At 67.5% G+C, this 16736-nt stretch carries 15 protein-coding genes and 1 pseudogene; 14 read left to right on the forward strand and 2 right to left on the reverse strand.

Going from position 1 to position 16736, the window contains the following annotated elements; genetic code table 11:
• The 13 genes from VGL40_05870 to VGL40_05930 form a co-directional block, all read left to right on the forward strand.
• On the forward strand, positions 1 to 702 hold a 702-nt coding region (locus VGL40_05870), incomplete at its 5' end, for an N-acetylmuramoyl-L-alanine amidase (GenBank protein ID HEY3314798.1).
• Between the two features lie 193 nt (positions 703 to 895).
• Complete coding sequence (ord, locus tag VGL40_05875; protein HEY3314799.1) at positions 896 to 1945, forward strand: 2,4-diaminopentanoate dehydrogenase; 1050 nt, start codon at positions 896 to 898, stop codon at positions 1943 to 1945.
• A gap of 52 nt (positions 1946 to 1997) precedes the next feature.
• Entirely contained in the window at positions 1998 to 2309 is a 312-nt protein-coding gene (gene ortA / locus VGL40_05880) for a 2-amino-4-oxopentanoate thiolase subunit OrtA (protein ID HEY3314800.1), read from the forward strand.
• Positions 2306 to 3733, forward strand: coding sequence for a 2-amino-4-oxopentanoate thiolase subunit OrtB (gene ortB / locus VGL40_05885; protein HEY3314801.1), 1428 nt, complete (start codon positions 2306 to 2308; stop codon positions 3731 to 3733). The genes ortA and ortB overlap by 4 nt, the downstream gene beginning before the upstream one ends.
• Positions 3734 to 3755: 22 nt before the next feature.
• Entirely contained in the window at positions 3756 to 4142 is a 387-nt protein-coding gene (locus VGL40_05890; protein ID HEY3314802.1) for an ornithine aminomutase subunit alpha, read from the forward strand.
• 5 nt (positions 4143 to 4147) lie between these two features.
• Positions 4148 to 6394, forward strand: coding sequence for a D-ornithine 4,5-aminomutase subunit OraE (gene oraE, locus VGL40_05895; GenBank protein ID HEY3314803.1), 2247 nt, complete (start codon positions 4148 to 4150; stop codon positions 6392 to 6394).
• A complete protein-coding gene (locus VGL40_05900) occupies positions 6391 to 7755 on the forward strand; it encodes a GlmL-related ornithine degradation protein (GenBank protein ID HEY3314804.1) in 1365 nt (454 codons plus the stop codon). The genes oraE and VGL40_05900 overlap by 4 nt, the downstream gene beginning before the upstream one ends.
• Before the next feature lie 39 nt (positions 7756 to 7794).
• On the forward strand, positions 7795 to 8886 hold the full coding sequence (locus tag VGL40_05905) for an alanine/ornithine racemase family PLP-dependent enzyme (protein ID HEY3314805.1): 1092 nt from the start codon (positions 7795 to 7797) through the stop codon (positions 8884 to 8886).
• Positions 8883 to 9869, forward strand: coding sequence for a threonine/serine dehydratase (locus VGL40_05910; protein HEY3314806.1), 987 nt, complete (start codon positions 8883 to 8885; stop codon positions 9867 to 9869). Before VGL40_05905 ends, VGL40_05910 begins: the two co-directional genes overlap by 4 nt.
• A gap of 205 nt (positions 9870 to 10074) precedes the next feature.
• Positions 10075 to 11517: an AmmeMemoRadiSam system protein A gene (amrA, locus tag VGL40_05915; GenBank protein ID HEY3314807.1), complete on the forward strand. Its 1443-nt coding sequence runs from the start codon at positions 10075 to 10077 to the stop codon at positions 11515 to 11517.
• 19 nt (positions 11518 to 11536) lie between these two features.
• Positions 11537 to 12556 carry an AmmeMemoRadiSam system radical SAM enzyme gene (amrS, locus tag VGL40_05920; protein ID HEY3314808.1) on the forward strand — a complete coding sequence of 340 codons (1020 nt, stop codon included), beginning with the start codon at positions 11537 to 11539 and terminating at the stop codon, positions 12554 to 12556.
• A 48-nt stretch (positions 12557 to 12604) separates the two neighbouring features.
• Positions 12605 to 13537 carry an ornithine carbamoyltransferase gene (argF, locus tag VGL40_05925; GenBank protein HEY3314809.1) on the forward strand — a complete coding sequence of 311 codons (933 nt, stop codon included), beginning with the start codon at positions 12605 to 12607 and terminating at the stop codon, positions 13535 to 13537.
• 79 nt (positions 13538 to 13616) lie between these two features.
• Positions 13617 to 14933: a cyclic 2,3-diphosphoglycerate synthase gene (locus VGL40_05930; GenBank protein HEY3314810.1), complete on the forward strand. Its 1317-nt coding sequence runs from the start codon at positions 13617 to 13619 to the stop codon at positions 14931 to 14933.
• A gap of 393 nt (positions 14934 to 15326) precedes the next feature.
• Here the strand turns inward: VGL40_05930 and VGL40_05935 are convergent.
• Positions 15327 to 15499 (reverse strand): annotated as a pseudogene (locus tag VGL40_05935) (transposase).
• A gap of 478 nt (positions 15500 to 15977) precedes the next feature.
• Here VGL40_05935 and VGL40_05940 point away from each other — a divergent pair.
• Positions 15978 to 16307, forward strand: coding sequence for a hypothetical protein (locus VGL40_05940; protein HEY3314811.1), 330 nt, complete (start codon positions 15978 to 15980; stop codon positions 16305 to 16307).
• 165 nt (positions 16308 to 16472) lie between these two features.
• Here the strand turns inward: VGL40_05940 and VGL40_05945 are convergent.
• A partial coding sequence (locus VGL40_05945) for a 4Fe-4S binding protein (protein HEY3314812.1) occupies positions 16473 to 16736 on the reverse strand: 264 nt, incomplete at its 5' end.

Consider the following 16736-nt stretch of genomic DNA (forward strand, 5'->3'; position numbering starts at 1 on the left):
CCGGTGGCCGCGGCCCTGGTGGTCTCGGCCAACCATCTGATCCAGGCCGGGCGGGCCGGGCCGGTGATCAGCCGGACGATCGCCGGGCGGAAGGTCCTCATCGACCCGGGGCACGGCGGCATCGATCCCGGGGTGGTCTCCGGCGACCTCCAGGAGAAGGACTTCACCCTGGCCATCTCGCTGCAACTGAAGAAGCTATTCATGGAGGCCGGGGTGCCCGTCCTCCTGACCCGGGAAACCGACACGGACCTGTGCTATTCCCAGGAAGCGGCGGAGGCCGGGCGGCGCAAGAAGTTGGACCTGAGGACCAGGGTCAGCGTGACCGAGAGCTCCGGGGCCGACGTCTACCTCGGCATCCACGTCAATGGGTCCAACTCCTCCCAGTGGAATGGTCCGCAGACCTTCTACTGCAGCCAGGCCAACGCCCTCAGCGGCCGGTTGGCCGTCCTCATTCAGGAAGAGATGGCCCGCCTGAGCCCGACCCAGCGGCAGGCCATCGACACCACCGGCCAGTACATGCTGAAGACCCTCAAGGTCCCGGCGGTCACCGTCGAGGTCGGCTTCCTCAGCAACGCCAAGGACACCGCCCAGTTGGTCCAGCCGGAGCACCAGCGCAAGTTGGCTTGGGCCATCTTCACCGGGACGGTTCGCTTCTTCGCCGAGGAACCCAAGGCGCCGGGTGCCGGGCCGCCCGACCCCTGAAGCAGGCCAGCAACCGGCAGGCACGCCCCGAGGCCAGGAGAGACGGACGCCGCCCAACCGCGCCGCCCCTTGTGGGCGGCCTTCTCGTATTACGGCCCGGCGTCGGGCAAGACTAAACCGGAAGGACTTGCCGAAAAGGGCAGCCTTTGGGCCATCCATCACGGCTCGGGACCCGAACAAGGAGGGGTTTTGTGTGTCAGAGGTGCGCGTGGTCCACTGGGGGCTCGGGGCCATGGGCGGAGGCATGGTCCGCCTGGTCGCCCAGAAGAAGGGCCTGAGAAGCGTCGGGGCGGTGGCCAGGACACCCCAGAAGGTCGGGCGGGACCTCGGTGAGGTGACCGACCTCGGTTACCGGCTGGGGGTCAAGGTGGCCGCCGACCTCGCCGGGGCCGTCCGGGGGGCCGATGGGGCGGCCGACGTCGTCCTCCTATCGACCGGCTCCTTCACCCGGGACGTTCAACCTGAGATCGCGCAGGCCATCGAGGCGGGTCTGAGCGTCGTCACCATCGCCGAGGAGATGGCCTATCCGTGGGCCCGTGAGCCGCACCTGGCCGCCAAGATCGACGCCGCGGCCAGGAAGAAAGGGGTCACCGTCCTCGGGACCGGGGTCAACCCCGGCTTCATCCTCGACCTGCTGATCATCGCCCTGACCGGGGCCTGCCTCGAGGTCAAGAAAATCAGGGCGGCCCGGATCAACGACCTGTCACCCTTCGGCCCGATGGTCATGAAGACCCAGGGCGTCGGCACGACCCCGGACGAGTTCAGGCGCGGGCTGGAGAGCGGGGCCATCGTCGGGCACATCGGTTTTCCCGAGTCGATGCAGATGATCGCCAAGTCCATCGGCTGGGAGCTTGACCGGATCGAGCAGGAGCGGGAACCGATCATCTCCAAGACCCACCGTGAGACGCCTCACGTCAAGGTGGAACCGGGGATGGTCGCCGGTTGCCGCCATATCGGCCGGGGCTTCATTGACGGCCGCGAGGTCATTACCCTCGAGCACCCTCAGCAGATCCACCCCGGCCTCGAGGGCGTCGAGACGGGTGACTACATCTGGGTCGAGGGTAGGCCGGACCTGAACTTCGCCAATAAGCCGGAGATCCCGGGCGGCCAGGGGACCATCGCCGTGGCCGTGAACATGATCCCCCTGGTCGTGGCGGCCGAGCCCGGCCTGGTGACCATGGCCGACCTGCCCGTCCCGCGGGCGATCATGGGGGACTTGGGAAAGGCCGGCCGGCACCGCTAAGGACCGCCGGCACGAGACTCACCGGCGGGGCCGGGGCACGGGGGGTGGCGTCGTGGAAGCCGTCGTCAAGCGGGGCAGCTGGGTTCAGATCCACCGGGTGATTCTGCCGCCCGGTCAGCGGGCCCCCCAGGTGCCCGAAGAGACCCAGCGGGTGCCCTTGGAGCTGTGGGCCAAGGGTTTCCTGGACCACGACGCGAGGTTGGGTGACGAGGTGACCATCCGGACCATCATCGGCCGGGAGATGACCGGATGCCTCCTGGCCGTCAATCCTCGCTACGAGCACGATTTCGGATCCCCCATTCCGGAGCTCCTGACCATCGGGCCCGAGCTTCGCGAGTTCCTGGCCGGGAGGCGACCCCGATGACCGGCGACCGGACCAGCCCCGGCGCGGTGATGGCCCGCAAGAACGAGATCATGAAGCGGGCCGTGGGCATCGACTACGACCGTTACGCCCGCGGCCCTTTGGCTTTCGACTACGAGCGGATGATGGAGGAAGTCGGTTACGGCCTGGAGGAGATCCGGCGGATCCAGGAAGCCAACGCCGTGGGCCATACTCCCCTGATCGAGTTGAAGAACATCACCGAGGTCGTCCGACGGACGGCCCACCGGGGCAAGGGGGCGCGGATCTTCCTCAAGGACGAGGCGGCCAACCCCTCCGGCAGCTTCAAGGCCCGCCGGGCGTCGGTTTCGATCTATCACGCGCAGGCCGGCGGCTACAAAGGGGTCATCGCCGCGACCAGCGGCAACTACGGGGCGGCGGTGGCCTCGATGGCCGCCATGCGTCGTCTGGCGGCCATCATCGTCCAGGAGGTCTACGACAGCCGCAGGGTCGGCCAGCCCGAGATCATCGAGAAGGGCCGGGCCTGCGAGGCCTACGGGGCCGAAGTCCTCCAGCTGTCCGTCGGCCCCGAGCTGTTCTATGTCTTCTTGCTCCTCCTCGAGGAGACCGGTTACTTCAACGCCTCCCTATACACCCCGTTCAGCATCGTCGGCATCGAGACCCTCGGCGTCGAAATCGTCGAGGACCTGGCCGACCGGGAGGGGCGCCAACCGGACATGGTCGTCATCACCCACGCCGGTGGGGGCAACGTGACCGGGACGGCCCGCGGGTTGAGGGCGGCCGGCTGTCCCGGCGCGGTCGTCGTCGGGGCCAGCGTCGACCTGGCCGGTCTGCACATGGCCTCGGACGCCGACTTCAACCGGAAGTCCTTCACCACCGGGCACACCGGCTTCGGCGTGCCCTTTGCCACCTGGCCGGACCGGTCGGATGTGCCCCGCAACGCCGCCCGGCCCCTGCGCTATCTGGACCGCTACGTCACCGTTACCCAGGGCGAGGTCTTCTACGTCACCGAGGCCCTGGCCCAGCTGGAAGGCCTCGAACGGGGCCCGGCCGGCAACACCTCGCTGACCGCGGCCATCGCTTTGGCCCGCGACCTCGACGAGGACCAAGTGGTGGTGGTCCAGGAGACCGAGTACACCGGGGCCGGCAAGCACCCCACGGCTCAACTGACCCTGGCCAGAGAGAACGGGGTGGAGGTCAGGCGCGGGGACCCACGGGAGAACGTGCCCGGGAAGCGGATCGTCATCCCGGAGCGTCCGGAGCAGATCCAGGCCCGACAGGTCGACCTCGACCGTCTCCGCCGGTCATACCTGCGTAACGCCATCGAGGCCAGCGGGGTCAGGCGGGTCGACCCGATCGAGGTGGCCTTCTTGATGGAGGAGACCCGGGCCCCGCGGGAGTTCGTCCAGGCCGCCCTGGTCGATCTCGGGGTGAGTGGGCCAGATTGATTCTCCTTCCGGGGGTGTTTCCTTGCAGCGCGAAGACGACTTCATGGTCAGACGCAAGAAGATCGCCGGCCTGTCCGACGAGGGACTCGAAAGACGGTTCTGGGAGATGACGGACCGCGTCGTCGGCCCCTTGGTAGAACTGGCCCGCCGCTACACCTCCCCGTCCATCGAACGCTCGGTCCTCCTGCGGATGGGCTTCTCCGACGCCGAGGCCGGGGCCATCGTCCAGAAATGCCTGGATCACCGGCTGCTGGGCAAGGGAGCCGGCCACGTGGTCTGGAAGGTGTCACGGGCCATTGGGACGGAGTATCGGGAGGCGGGCAAAGCCCTGGCCGAAGGGCGCCACTGGGACGAAGCCGTCGACCTTTTCACCGGGCCGGAGGTATCCCGCCCGGCCGCGGGGAGGTGACCCGGGTGCTCGAGCGACTGGACCCGCAGGAGCGCTTGGACGTCGAGGCCATCCTCAGCGACCTCCAAGACTACCGGCCCCGCCGCCACGGCTGGCACTGGCGGGATGAACCGCCGGGCGGCCGGCTGACCGCCGGGCCGTTTGTCTACTACCAGGCGGCCCAGCCGCTCGACCGGAGCATCCCCCTGCCGGCGGCCAAGTACTTCGGGAACATCGACCCTCAGCCGGAGTCGATAATCACCACCGAGATCGCCTCCGGGCGCTTCGAGGACGACCTCCGGCGAATGCGGATGGCCGCCTGGCACGGGGCCGACCACATGATGATCATCCGAACGGTCGGGCAGAGCCACTTCGACGGGCTGATCGAAGGCACCCCCGAGGGGATCGGGGGCGTGCCGATCACCCGCAAGCAACTCCGGGCCACCCGCAAGGCCCTCGACCTGATTGAGGACGAGGTCGGGCGCCCGATCAACTTCCACTCCTACGTCAGCGGCGTGGCCGGGCCGGAGGTGGCCGTCCTCTTCGCCGAGGAAGGGGTCAACGGGGCCCATCAGGACCCACAGTACAACGTCCTCTATCGGAACATCAACATGCTCCGTTCCTTCGTCGACGCGGCGGTGGCCAAGAAGATCATGGCCGCCCGCCAGATGCTGCAGATCGACGGGGCCCACAACGCCAACGCCACCGCCCGGGAAGCCTGGAAGGTCATGCCCGAACTGATGGTCCAGCACGCCATAAACAGCGCCTACTCGGTCAAGGCGGGGATGGACAGGGACTATATCGCCCTGTCGACCGTCCCGCCGACCGCCCCGCCGGCACCCTCAGTCCGGATGGACCTGCCCTACGCCGTCGCCCTCCGGCAGCTGTTCCGGGGCTATCGCTTCCGGGCCCAGATGAACACCCGCTACATCGAGTCAGACACCCGCGAGGCCACCGTCACCCACGTCCTGGACCTGCTCATCTCCAGGCTGACGTCGGCCGACGTGCAGAGCACGATCACCCCGGACGAGGGCCGCAACGTCCCCTGGCACTACAACAACGTCCACGCCGTCGACACGGCCAAGCAGGCCATGGATGGGATGGACGGGCTGAGCCGGCTGGTTTCTCTGGACTTCGAGGGGCCCCTCGGGCCGGCCGTCCGTGAGCTCAAGGAGCGCGCCGTTCTATTCATGGAAGAGATCCTCGACATCGGGGGCTACTTCAAGGCCGTCGAGGAAGGCTTCTTCGTGGATTCGGGGTTCTATCCCGAGCGCAAGGGCGACGGCATCGTCCGGGCCATCGACGGCGGGGTCGGGGTCGGCTCGATCGTCCCCCGCGACCCGGACTACATGGCCCCGGTCTGCGCCCACTTCGGCCACAACCGCCTGCCGAAGGACCTCGAGGAGCGGGTCGAGGCCGGATCGGCCCGGCCGTGCGACCTGATCGGCGGGTGCACCCTCTGCGACCCGGCGAAGATCGTCTTCGTCGACGAGCTGGACGAGCGGGACAACGTCGAGGTTCGCCTGGCCGAGCGGGCGGAGTACCGTCGGAAGGGTCTCCTGCGGCCGGAGGTCCAATGGTCCGCCGATGGGATCGTCACCCTGACCCTCTTCCTCCCGGCCCGCGAAGAGGTGGCCGAGGCCGCCGCCCTGGAGATCGCCAGAAGGCTCGGTCTGGCCGATCCCGAGGTCATCCACCACCTGGTCCTCCATCCGGCCGAGGGGACCCTGGTCGAGGTCAAGGGGGTGGTCGACTTCGACCTCGACCCGGCCTCCCTGACCATCCCGAAAAGGCCCATACCCCTGTCGGATGACGAGATCCGGGAGGAAATCGAGGCCCGCCCGCTGACCGTGGTGGCGGCGACGATCGGCCAGGACGAGCACTCCGTGGGGATGCGCGAGATCCTCGACATCAAGCACGGCGGGATCGAGAAGTACGGGGTCAAGGTCCATTACCTCGGGACCTCGGTCCCGGTGGAGAAGGTCATCGACGCGGCCATCGAGACCAACTCCCAGGCCGTCCTGGTGAGTACGATCATCACCCACGCCGACATTCATCGGACAAACATGAAAAGGCTAAATGGTCTTTGTGTCGAAAAAGGAATACGGGACCAGCTCCTCCTGATCGGCGGCGGGACCTTGATCGGCGACGAGGTCGCCAAGGAGTGCGGGCTCGACGCCGGCTTCGGGCGGGGGACCAAGGGCCACGACGTGGCCAGCTTCATCGTCCGCCACCGCCGCCAAGAGCGCGGGGAGTCCGTCGCCAAGCCGTGAACGACGAGCTTCAGGCCGACCTGCTGGTGGCCGAAGTCGGCAGCACGACGACGAAGGTCAGCGCCTTTGATCTTCCCGGGGGTGGCCGTCCGCTCCTCGTCGCCAGTGGCCGGGCCCCCACCAGCGTCCGCGCCGGGGACGTGACCATCGGCCTGCGGGGAGCCGTCGACGACCTGGGCCGGGCCCTCGGCCGGCCGGTCCGTTGGCGGCGGATGATGGCCAGTTCCAGCGCGGCCGGCGGGCTTCGGATGACCGTCCACGGGTTGGTCCGGGACATGACCGTCAAGGCCGCCCGGGAGGCCGCCCTGGGGGCGGGGGCGATCCTCCGCTTCGTCACCGCCGGCGAACTGACCGACTCGGATCTCGAGACTATCGAAGGGATCGGCCCGAACATCGTCCTCCTGGCCGGCGGGGTCGACTACGGCGAGCGGGTCACGGTCGTCACGAACGCCCGCCGGCTGGCCGGCATCGGCCTTTCGGCCCCGGTCGTCTACGCCGGCAACGTGGCCGCCCGCAACGAGGTCGTCGGAATCCTCACCCGCGCCGGGATCAAAGTCCACCCGGTCGACAACGTCTATCCACGGCTGGACGACATGGTCATCGAGCCCACCCGGCGGGTGATCCAAAAGGTCTTCGAAGAACACATCGTGGGGGCGCCCGGCATGGACCGCGTCCGCGAGTTGGTCGACGGGCCGATCATCCCGACCCCCGGGGCGGTCATGAACATGGCCGTGCTTCTCCGCAAGGCCATTGGCGACCTGGTGGTCGTCGATGTCGGGGGGGCCACGACCGACGTTCATTCGGTGACCGAAGGGGCCAAGGAGACCAGCCGCCTTCTGGTCGCCCCCGAACCTCTGGCCAAACGCACGGTCGAGGGCGACCTGGGGGTCTTTGTCAACGCCGCCAACGTCATCGAGCTGATCGGGCCGGCCGACCTGGCGGCCGAGCTGGGGGTGCCCGAACCCGCCCTGCCCGGCCTGGCCAAACCGATTCCCGAGACCGACCTGGAGCGGGCCTACGCCTCCCGATTGACCCGGGAGGCGGTCAGGGTCGGGCTCCTCCGCCACGCCGGCCGCCTGCGCTACCTCTACGGCCCGACCGGTCGGACGACGGTGGCCGAGGGCAAGGACCTGACCGCCGTGCGCTGGCTGATCGGCACCGGCGGGGCCCTGACCCGGCTGCCGGGAGGGGCGGAGGCCCTGGGGGCGATGCGTCTCGGCGTTCCCGGCAAGGAATTGCTCCCCGGTCCGGAGGCCAAGGTCCTCCTCGATGACGACTACATCATGGCTTCCTGTGGGGTGTTGGCGGCCGAGCATCCGGACGCCGCCGTGGCGCTGATGAGGGAAAGCCTGGGCCTTTAGCGATTGGGCTGGGCCCGGGCGGGGAGGAGAGGAAGCACCTTGCCGGGCCCGACGCCGCGCATCGAAATCGACCTCGCGAAGATCAGGCACAACGCCGGGGTCCTCGTCGACCTTTGCCGTCAGGCCGGCGTGGGCGACGTCATCGGGGTGACCAAGGGGGCCGTGGCCAGACCCGACGTGGCCAAGGCGATGCTGGCCGGCGGGGTGAGCGGCCTGGCCGACTCCCGCCTCGAGAACCTGGCCAGGTTGCGCCAGGCCGGCCTCGAGACCCACTACACCCTCCTCCGATTGCCCAGCCCGAGCCGCGTCGATGAGGCCGTCAGGTTGGCCGACAACAGCCTCAACTCAGAGCCCGAGACGCTCAGACTGCTGTCACGGGCGGCCGCGGCGGCCGGGCGGCCGCACGGGGTGGTCCTCATGGTCGAGCTCGGTGACCGGCGCGAAGGACTGCTACCCGAGGCCGTCCCGGAGGCGGCCCGTTTGGTCGCCGACTTGCCGGGCTTGACCCTCGACGGACTCGGGGTCAATCTGACTTGTTACGGGGCGGTCATCCCGACCCCGGTGAACCTTGGCCGCCTGGTCGTACTGGCCGCGAAGGTCCGCCGGGAACTCGGACTGGCCGTCCCGGTCGTCTCCGGGGGCAACTCCTCGAGCCTGCCCCTGGTCCTCGACAGGACCATCCCCCGGGGGGTAACCCAGCTCCGCCTGGGAGAGGCGCTCCTTCGCGGGGTCGAGGCCGCCCATGGGCGGGCCATCCCCGGTACGGCTCAAGACGCCTTCATCGTCGTCGCCGAGGTCATCGAGGTCAAGGAGAAGCCATCCCTACCCGAGGGGGAGATCGGCCGGGACGCCTTCTGGAACGTCCCGCAATTCACCGACAGGGGAGTCCGCCGGCGGGCCCTCCTGGCTTTGGGCCGTCAGGACTGCAGCCCCGAGAACCTCATCCCGGTGGATCCGGGGATGATCATCCTGGGAGCGTCCAGCGATCATCTCATCGTCGATGTCACCGACGCCGCCCAGACCGTCAGGCTGGGGGACGAGATTCGCTTTTGGACCAAGTACGCCGCCATGCTGCAGGCCATGACCTCGCCCTACGTGGCTCAGGTGTCCCTGGGAGGTGCGTCGCCGTGATCAGCCTCGACCAGATCAAACAAGCTCGGGAGAGGATCGCTCCGCATGTCTATCGCACGCCGCTGATCAGATCGACCTTTCTCAGCGACCTTTGTGGCGCCGACGTCCGTCTGAAGCTGGAGTGCCAGCAGATCCTCAACGCCTTCAAGGTCCGGGGGATGATCAACCGGGTCCTGACGATGAGCGACGAGGATCGCCGGCGGGGCATCGTCGTCGCCTCCTCCGGAAACCACGGTATCGCCGCCAGCTACTGCGGCCACCGTTGGGGGATTGAGGTCGAGGTCTACGCCCCGCGGACGACCCCGGCCACGAAGGTCGAGCGGATCAGGCGGCTCGGGGCCGCCCTGAACCTTGAGGGCCGGGACTACGACGACGCCTACCAGCGGGCCAAAGCCCGGGCCGAGGAGACCGGCAAGGTCTACGTCGACTCGTCCTCCGACCCGGTGGCCGTGGCCGGGCATGGGTCGATCGCTTACGAGATCCTGGAGGACTTCCCGGACCTCGACACGATGGTCGTCCCGTTCGGTGGTGGTGGGCTCGCGACCAGCGTCGGCACGGTCATCCGGGACGCCCGGCCACGGGCCAGGATCTACGGTCTGCAGAGTCAGGCCAGCCCGGCCCTGACCGCCTCGCTCCGGGACAACGTCTGCTACGAGGCCTACCCGTCCGACCCGTCCATCTGCGAGGGGCTCATCGGAGGGATCGGGGCCATCGGCTTCGCCCATGCCCGCCAGGTCCTGGACGTCACCGAGGACGTCAACGAGGAGACGGTCCGGGCGGCCATCGTCAGGCTGGTCATGGAAGACAAGGTCATCGCCGAAGGGTCCGGGGCCGTCGGGGCGGCCTACCTGATGGACCACCCGGAAGAATTCCGCGACCGGCGGGTGGCGGTGATCATCTCCGGCGGCAATCTTGACTTCTCGGTCCTGGCCGAGGAGATACGACGGCGGTCCGGCCTGGGCGAGGCCAAGCCGGCCAGCTGAGAAGGGTCAACTTCGAGCGGACTGGAGGTCCCCGACCGGCGGGGGCCTTTGGTTTCGCCGGTCGAACTGGGAAGCACACTATACCCGGCGTTGACGGCCCGGACCCGCCAGACGAAGCAGGATTTGGAAGGGCTTATGCAGAAATGTATAAACCCCTCGGAGGCGGCCGGCGGCCGCGGCCAGTCGCGCACCGGAGGAAAGGATGGTGCCGAAGTTGGAGGCGTCCGACGTTTCCCGGGGGATCGTCATGGCCGGCCTGTCGCCGCACCCCCCGATCATCGTCCCGGAGGTCGGCCAGGGCGAGGTCGCGCGGGCCAGGCGGACCCGCGAGGCCTTACAGGAACTGGCCCGCCGGGTCAAGGCCGCCCGGCCGGACACGGTCATCATCATCAGCCCGCACGCCCCGGTCTTCCGGGACGCCACGGCCATCCTGGCCGAGCCCAAGCTGGAGGGGAGCTTCTCGTCCTTCGGGGCGGGCAAGGTGGCCATCAGCCGCGAGAACGACCTCGACCTGGTCGCCCTGATCGAGCAAGAGGCCCGCAAGCTCGGCCAGCACACGGTGAGGATCGACCGGCGGACGGCCGGCGACTACGGGATCAGCGAGAAGCTCGACCACGGGGTCCTCGTCCCCCTGTACTACCTGGACGAGCAGGGGGTCGACGCCAAGCTGGTGGCCATGGCCATGGCCTACCTCCCCTACGAGGAACTGTTCGCCTTCGGGCAGGGGATCGCCCGGGCCGCCAGGGAATCGGGCCGGCGGGTCGTCCTCATCGCCTCCGGGGACTTATCCCACCGGCTCCTACCGGAGGCGCCGGCCGGCTACGACCCCGAGGCCAAACGCTTCGACCAAGCCGTCGAGGAAGCCGTTGAAAAGGGCGACGTCGAGCGTCTCCTGGGCATCGACGCCGATCTCATCGAGCGGGCCGGGGAGTGCGGTTACCGTCCCATCGTCATGCTCTTCGGGGCCCTCGATGGCCGCCGGCTGACCCCCGAGGTCCTCTCCTACGAAGGCCCCTTCGGAGTCGGCTACATGGTCGCCTCGTTCGCCCCGGGGGCCAGGGATGAAGCGCGGGCCATCGGGCGCGGGCTCTTCGACAGGCGGGGGGCCCGCCTTGAAGAGCGGCGCCAGAAGCAGCATCCCCTGGTCCGGATGGCCCGCGAGACCCTCGAGGGATATGTCCGGGACGGCCGCCGACCCGCCGGGCCTTCAGGCGCCGACCTCGAACCATGGACCAAGGAGCGGGCCGGGGCCTTCGTCTCCCTCCACAAGCACGGCGAACTCCGCGGGTGCATCGGGACCACCGAGCCGACCACGGCCAGCGTCGTCGAGGAGATCGCCCAGAACGCCATCAGCGCCGGGACCCACGACCCGCGCTTCGACCCGGTCGAACCCAAGGACCTCGACGACCTAGAGTATTCGGTCGACGTCCTGAAGCCGGCCGAGCCCATCTCCGGCCTCGACGAGCTCGATCCGGAGCGGTACGGGGTGATCGTCCAGAAGGGCGGCCGCTCCGGGCTGCTCCTGCCCCACCTGGAAGGCATCCATTCGGCCGAGGAGCAGGTCCGCATCGCCAGGCAGAAAGCCGGCATCGCCCCCTCCGAGCGGGACGTCCTCCTGTTCCGCTTCGAGGTCGAGCGTTTCCACTAAGGGGGGGCGGGTGACGGCCATGCACGACGCGATGTTCTGGCAGAAGGGACCGGAGGGCCGGGTCGACTGCGTCCTCTGCCCGGTCCTCTGCAAGATCGCCCCGGGGAAACTGGGGGCCTGCCGGGCTCGGAAGAACGTCGACGGGCGCCTCTTCTCGATGAACTATGGTAAGGTCGCTTCCCACGGGCTCGACCCCATCGAGAAGAAGCCGCTGTACCACTTCTACCCCGGCGCCTACATCTTCTCTCTGGGCACCTTCGGCTGCAACCTGCACTGCTCGTTCTGTCAGAACTGGGAGATCTCCCAGCAGGAGGCCCCAACGGCCGAACTCGAGCCGGCCCAGGCGGTGGCCACCGCCGAGCGGGCGGCCAAGGACCCGGACCACTTCTGTATCGGCCTGGCCTACACCTATTCAGAGCCGTTCATTTGGTACGAGTACGTCTACGACTGCGCCCGCCTGGCCAAGGACAAGGGCTTGAAGAACGTCCTCGTCACCAACGGCTACGTCAACCCGGAGCCGCTGGAGAAGATCCTGCCCCTCATCGACGCGATGAACGTCGACGTCAAGGGCTTCACCGAGCGCTTTTACCGGCGGGTCTGTTTGGGCCGTCGGGAGCCGGTCCTGCATACCGTGGAGCGGGCCCATGCCGCCGGGGTCCACGTCGAGGTGACCAACCTGATCATCCCGACCCAGAACGACGACCCGGCGGAGACCGCGGCCCTGGTCGACTGGATGGCCGGCGTGGACCCGCGGATCCCCCTGCACTTCTCACGCTACTTCCCCCAGTACAAGCTGGACCTGCCGCCGACCCCCGGGAGTACGCTGAAGCGGGCCCGGGAGATCGCCAGGAAAAAGCTCAAGCACGTCTACATCGGGAACATCGGGGGAGTGGAGGGGAGCGACACCTTCTGCGAAGCGTGCGGTGAGGTGATCGCCCAGCGAGACGGGATGGCCCTGACCGACTTCCACCTCGAGGAAGGCCGCTGCCAGTCGTGTGGGACCGAGGCGCCCTTCGTCGGGGAGGTCAGGCGGTCATGAGCCGCGAACTTAGGATTCGCGAATAACTGCCGGAGGAGGCCGAGTGATATGAGCGTTGACATGCGGGGCAAGGACCTGATCTCCCTTCACGACCTGACGAGGGAGGAGATCGAGCAAATCATCGACCTGGGGGCCCACTTGAAGCTGCGCCGCAAGGCCGGTGACGAGGCTTCGCTCTGCAAGGGCAAGACCCTCGGGATGATCTTCACCAAAGCTTCCACCAGGACCCGGGTCTCCTTCGAGGTGGCCATGTTCCAGCTCGGCGGCCATGCCCTCTATCTGAGCTCGAACGACCTGCAGTTGAAGCGCGGCGAGACGATCGCCGACACGGCCAGAGTCCTCTCCCGCTACCTCGATGGGATCATGATCCGGACCTTCGACCACAAGGACGTCACCGACCTAGCCCAGTACGCCGGCATCCCAGTGATCAACGGTCTGACCGACCTGCTCCACCCGTGCCAGATCCTGGCCGACCTGCTGACCATCAAGGAGAAGAAGAACCAGCTCGAAGGGATGAAGCTGGCCTACGTCGGCGACGGCAACAACGTCACCCATTCCCTCCTGTTCGGTTGTTCCAAGGTGGGGATGGACGTCGCCGTGGCCACCCCCGAGGGCTACGAGCCCAACAAGGACGTAGTCAAGCTGGCCAAGGAAGACGCGGCCGCAAGCGGCTCGACGATCGAGGTTGGCAACGACGCGTATGTGGCGGTCGACGGGGCCGACGTCATCTACACCGACACCTGGGCCAGCATGGGACAGGAGGCCGAGCACGACAAGCGGGTCAAGATCATGAAGCCCTTCCAGGTCAACCCCAAGCTGATCAAGGCGGCCAAGAAGGACTGCCTCTTCATGCACTGCCTGCCGGCCCACCGCGGCGAGGAGGTCACCGACGAGGTGGCCGACGGTTCGCACTCGGTCATCTTCGACGAGGCCGAGAACCGACTCCACGTCCAGAAGGCCATCCTGGCCCTGTTGCTCTAGACGGCCGGCCGCCCGGGCGCGGTTCCACCACACCGAGCTGATCGTCGGGGCCCAAAGGGCCCCGCGGGGGAGGAGAACCATGAACAAGACACGGGTCCTGATCATGGGAGCCGCGGGACGCGACTTCCACAACTTCAACACGTTCTACCGGGACAACGAGGGGTATGAGGTGGTCGCCTTCACGGCCACCCAGATCCCGGACATCGCCGGCCGGCGCTATCCAGCCGAGCTGGCCGGAAAGCTGTATCCCAAGGGCATCCCCATCCACCCCGAGGACGACCTGGTCAAGTTGATCAAGGAACTGAAGGTCGACGAGGCGGTCTTCTCCTACAGCGATGTGAACTATGACATCCTGATGCACAAGGCCTCGATGGTCCAGGCCGCCGGGGCCGACTTCCGACTGCTCGGCCCGGACAAGACGATGCTCAAGTCGGTGAAGCCCGTGGTTGCCGTGTGCGCCGTCCGGACCGGCGTCGGCAAGAGCCAGACCACCCGCCGGGTGGCCGAGATCCTCAAGGGGATGGGCAAGAAGGTCGTCGCCATCCGCCACCCGATGCCCTACGGCGACCTGGTCAAGCAGGCCGTCCAGCGCTTCGCGACCTACGCCGACCTCGATAAGCACGAATGCACCATCGAGGAACGCGAGGAGTACGAGCCCCACATCGATCGCGGCGTGATCGTCTACGCCGGGGTCGATTACGAGAAGATCCTCCGCCAGGCCGAGCAGGAGGCCGATGTCGTCCTCTGGGACGGCGGCAACAACGACTTCCCGTTCTACCGCCCCGACGTGATGATCACCCTGGTCGACCCGCACCGCCCCGGCCATGAGCTGAAGTACCACCCGGGCGAGGTCAACCTGAGGATGGCCGACATCGTCGTGATCAACAAGATCGACACGGCCGCCCCCGAGGGCGTGGCCACCGTCCGCAAGAACATCGCCGAGACCAACCCGCGGGCCGCCGTCGTCGACGGGGCCTCGCCGGTCAGCGTCGAGGGATACGAGCAGATCCGCGGCAAGCGCGTCCTGGTCATCGAGGACGGCCCGACGACAACCCACGGCGAGATGACCTACGGCGCCGGTGTCGTCGCCGCCCGCAAGTTCGGGGCGGCCGAGATCATCGACCCGCGCGCCTACGCCGTCGGCTCGATCGCCGCGACCTATGACAAGTACCGCCATCTCTCCAATGTCCTGCCGGCCATGGGCTACGGGCCCAAGCAGGTCCGTGAGCTTGAGGCGACGATAAACGCCGTCGACTGCGACCTGATCATCGTGGCCACCCCGATCGACCTGAGGCGGGTCGCCAAGTTCAACAAGCCGGCCGTGCGAGTCCGCTACGACCTCCAGGAGATCGGCCAGCCGGACTTGACGATGCTGCTCAAGGAGAGGTTGGCGTAATCCAAGAAGGGGCTACGTTCCGGCGGCAAAGGACAACACGGGTCAAAGGCCAGGCGGCAATCAAGCCGCCTGGCCTTGTTGTATCGGGACCGTGTCGGTCCACTCATGTCTTGGTTCCCCGGGGTTCTTGATCGCCTGACCGCGCGGGACCTTTTCGTTCCAACCTGTCCCTGTCCCACTGGGAGAGGTCTAGGCAGGCAGGACCGAGGGCGACAAAGTATCAGCCACCGGGTCCCAGCAACCGGCACGAGGTGATTGACGCGAATCCATTCTCTGGCGGCCCAAGAGGGCACGGCGGTTCAAGGAGAAGAGCCCGCTGTCCATCTTGGGAGGCGGGCTCGCGGTGCTTGAGGGGTGGCTCAGAATCGGTTGGCCGGGTCGTTATCGGCGATTGACGACCGCTTGCGGCAGGTCCGGCCGGTGGTCCTTGGAGTGCCCGCGCTGCGGAAAGCGGTCTTCCCGTCCTCGTCCGGGTCTTCGTCCTCCGTCTCGAAATAGGTGGAGGTGGTATCGAAGCACAGGAGGTCCGCATCGAGGTTCAACAGGTCCGCGACCGAGAAGAAGACCGCGGAATGAGGGACATTCCCTCATAACAGCAATCGTTTCCGAAGCGGCACTCCGGACGCGGTTAGGAGAATCAAGCCCTGTGGTTGCTACATGACGGGGAGAGGTGGGAGCGGATCGGCCGCCTCCATCTTGGGCGAGAGCTTCGAATTCCTCGCCTTCTGGCACCCAGACGATCTTGCCGAGCGGAACTTGACGGGCAAGACCCCCGACTGGCAAGAGCCAGAGTGAGGGATAGACCAACACAGGGGTGAACCCGTGTCAGTCGGCACCCATACACCGAGGCCAGGGGCTGCTAGAGCCGCCAGGCCTCGGCCGTTTTACCATCAACTAATCGGCCGCCGCTGTCCAGAAACTGGACATAATGGCAAGGAGTCCTCCGAAGGCATATAGGCAGGTGGTCGATAGCTTGGGAACGGGGGAATCGGGGTGCTCCTGAAGATCAGGCCTCACGGTGAGTTGGCCTGGGAGAGAGTCTCGTTGGCGGTTAGGCTTTCGGCGCCTCTGGGAAACCACGAAGCGGCCGACCTCCATGAGGCTGTCATGCGTTGGTACCAATCGGCCGTCACCGGGAAGTTCGGAGGGCACGCCCGTTTCCTCAGCGACCTGACCGTCGACGACCGGGGCGCGGCCTTCCGGGTCAACTTCGGGACCGCCGGGAAGGAAGCCCTCAACGCCCTCCTCAAGGCGGTCGAGGACTGGTCAGTCCGGGATGTGGTCGAGGTCGGGGAAGTGGTCATAGGGGAGCCGGATCAGGAGGAAGACGGCCCTGATGTGGCCCGCCACCTGACGAGGGCGTTCCACCCCTAGTCTGGTCATCCGTGGCGATAACAACTGTGGCACAACCATGTTCAAACCTTAATCCCCACCGCGCCAAAAGCCGGGCCGCCACAGCGACCCGGCTTTGCGTCCAATCCAGTCTGCTCTGGGCACTCAGGCCCGGTCGACTCTGGGCCACTCGGGCTACCAGGCCCCTCAATCCCCTCCCGCCACCAGGCTCCGGAGCATCGCCGCGATCTGGTGGTCCTTGTACTGGGGCAGCTGGATGGCCTTGCCCGGGCACTCCCCGGCGCAGGTGCCGCAGCCGCGGCACTGGACCGGGTCGATCTCGGCCACTCCGTCGAGGTTGATCCGCGGGACGGTGAAGGGGCAGACGCGGACGCAGGTCAGGCAGGCGGCGCAGCGGTCGGGGTCGACCGTGGCGACGACCCCGCCGACAGTCAGGACCTCCTGGGCCAG

The organism is Bacillota bacterium (assembly GCA_036504675.1).
Taxonomy (GTDB): Bacteria; Bacillota; Sulfobacillia; order JAJYWN01; family JAJZPE01; genus DASXUT01.

Excerpts from the sequence above, each read along its gene's own strand:
- ortB (HEY3314801.1), top strand. The coding sequence starts at position 2,306 with ATGACCGGCGACCGGACCAGCCCCGGCGCGGTGATGGCCCGCAAGAAC.
- amrS (HEY3314808.1), top strand. The coding sequence starts at position 11,537 with ATGCACGACGCGATGTTCTGGCAGAAGGGACCGGAGGGCCGGGTCGAC.
- argF (HEY3314809.1), top strand. The coding sequence starts at position 12,605 with ATGAGCGTTGACATGCGGGGCAAGGACCTGATCTCCCTTCACGACCTG.
- VGL40_05930 (HEY3314810.1), top strand. The coding sequence starts at position 13,617 with ATGAACAAGACACGGGTCCTGATCATGGGAGCCGCGGGACGCGACTTC.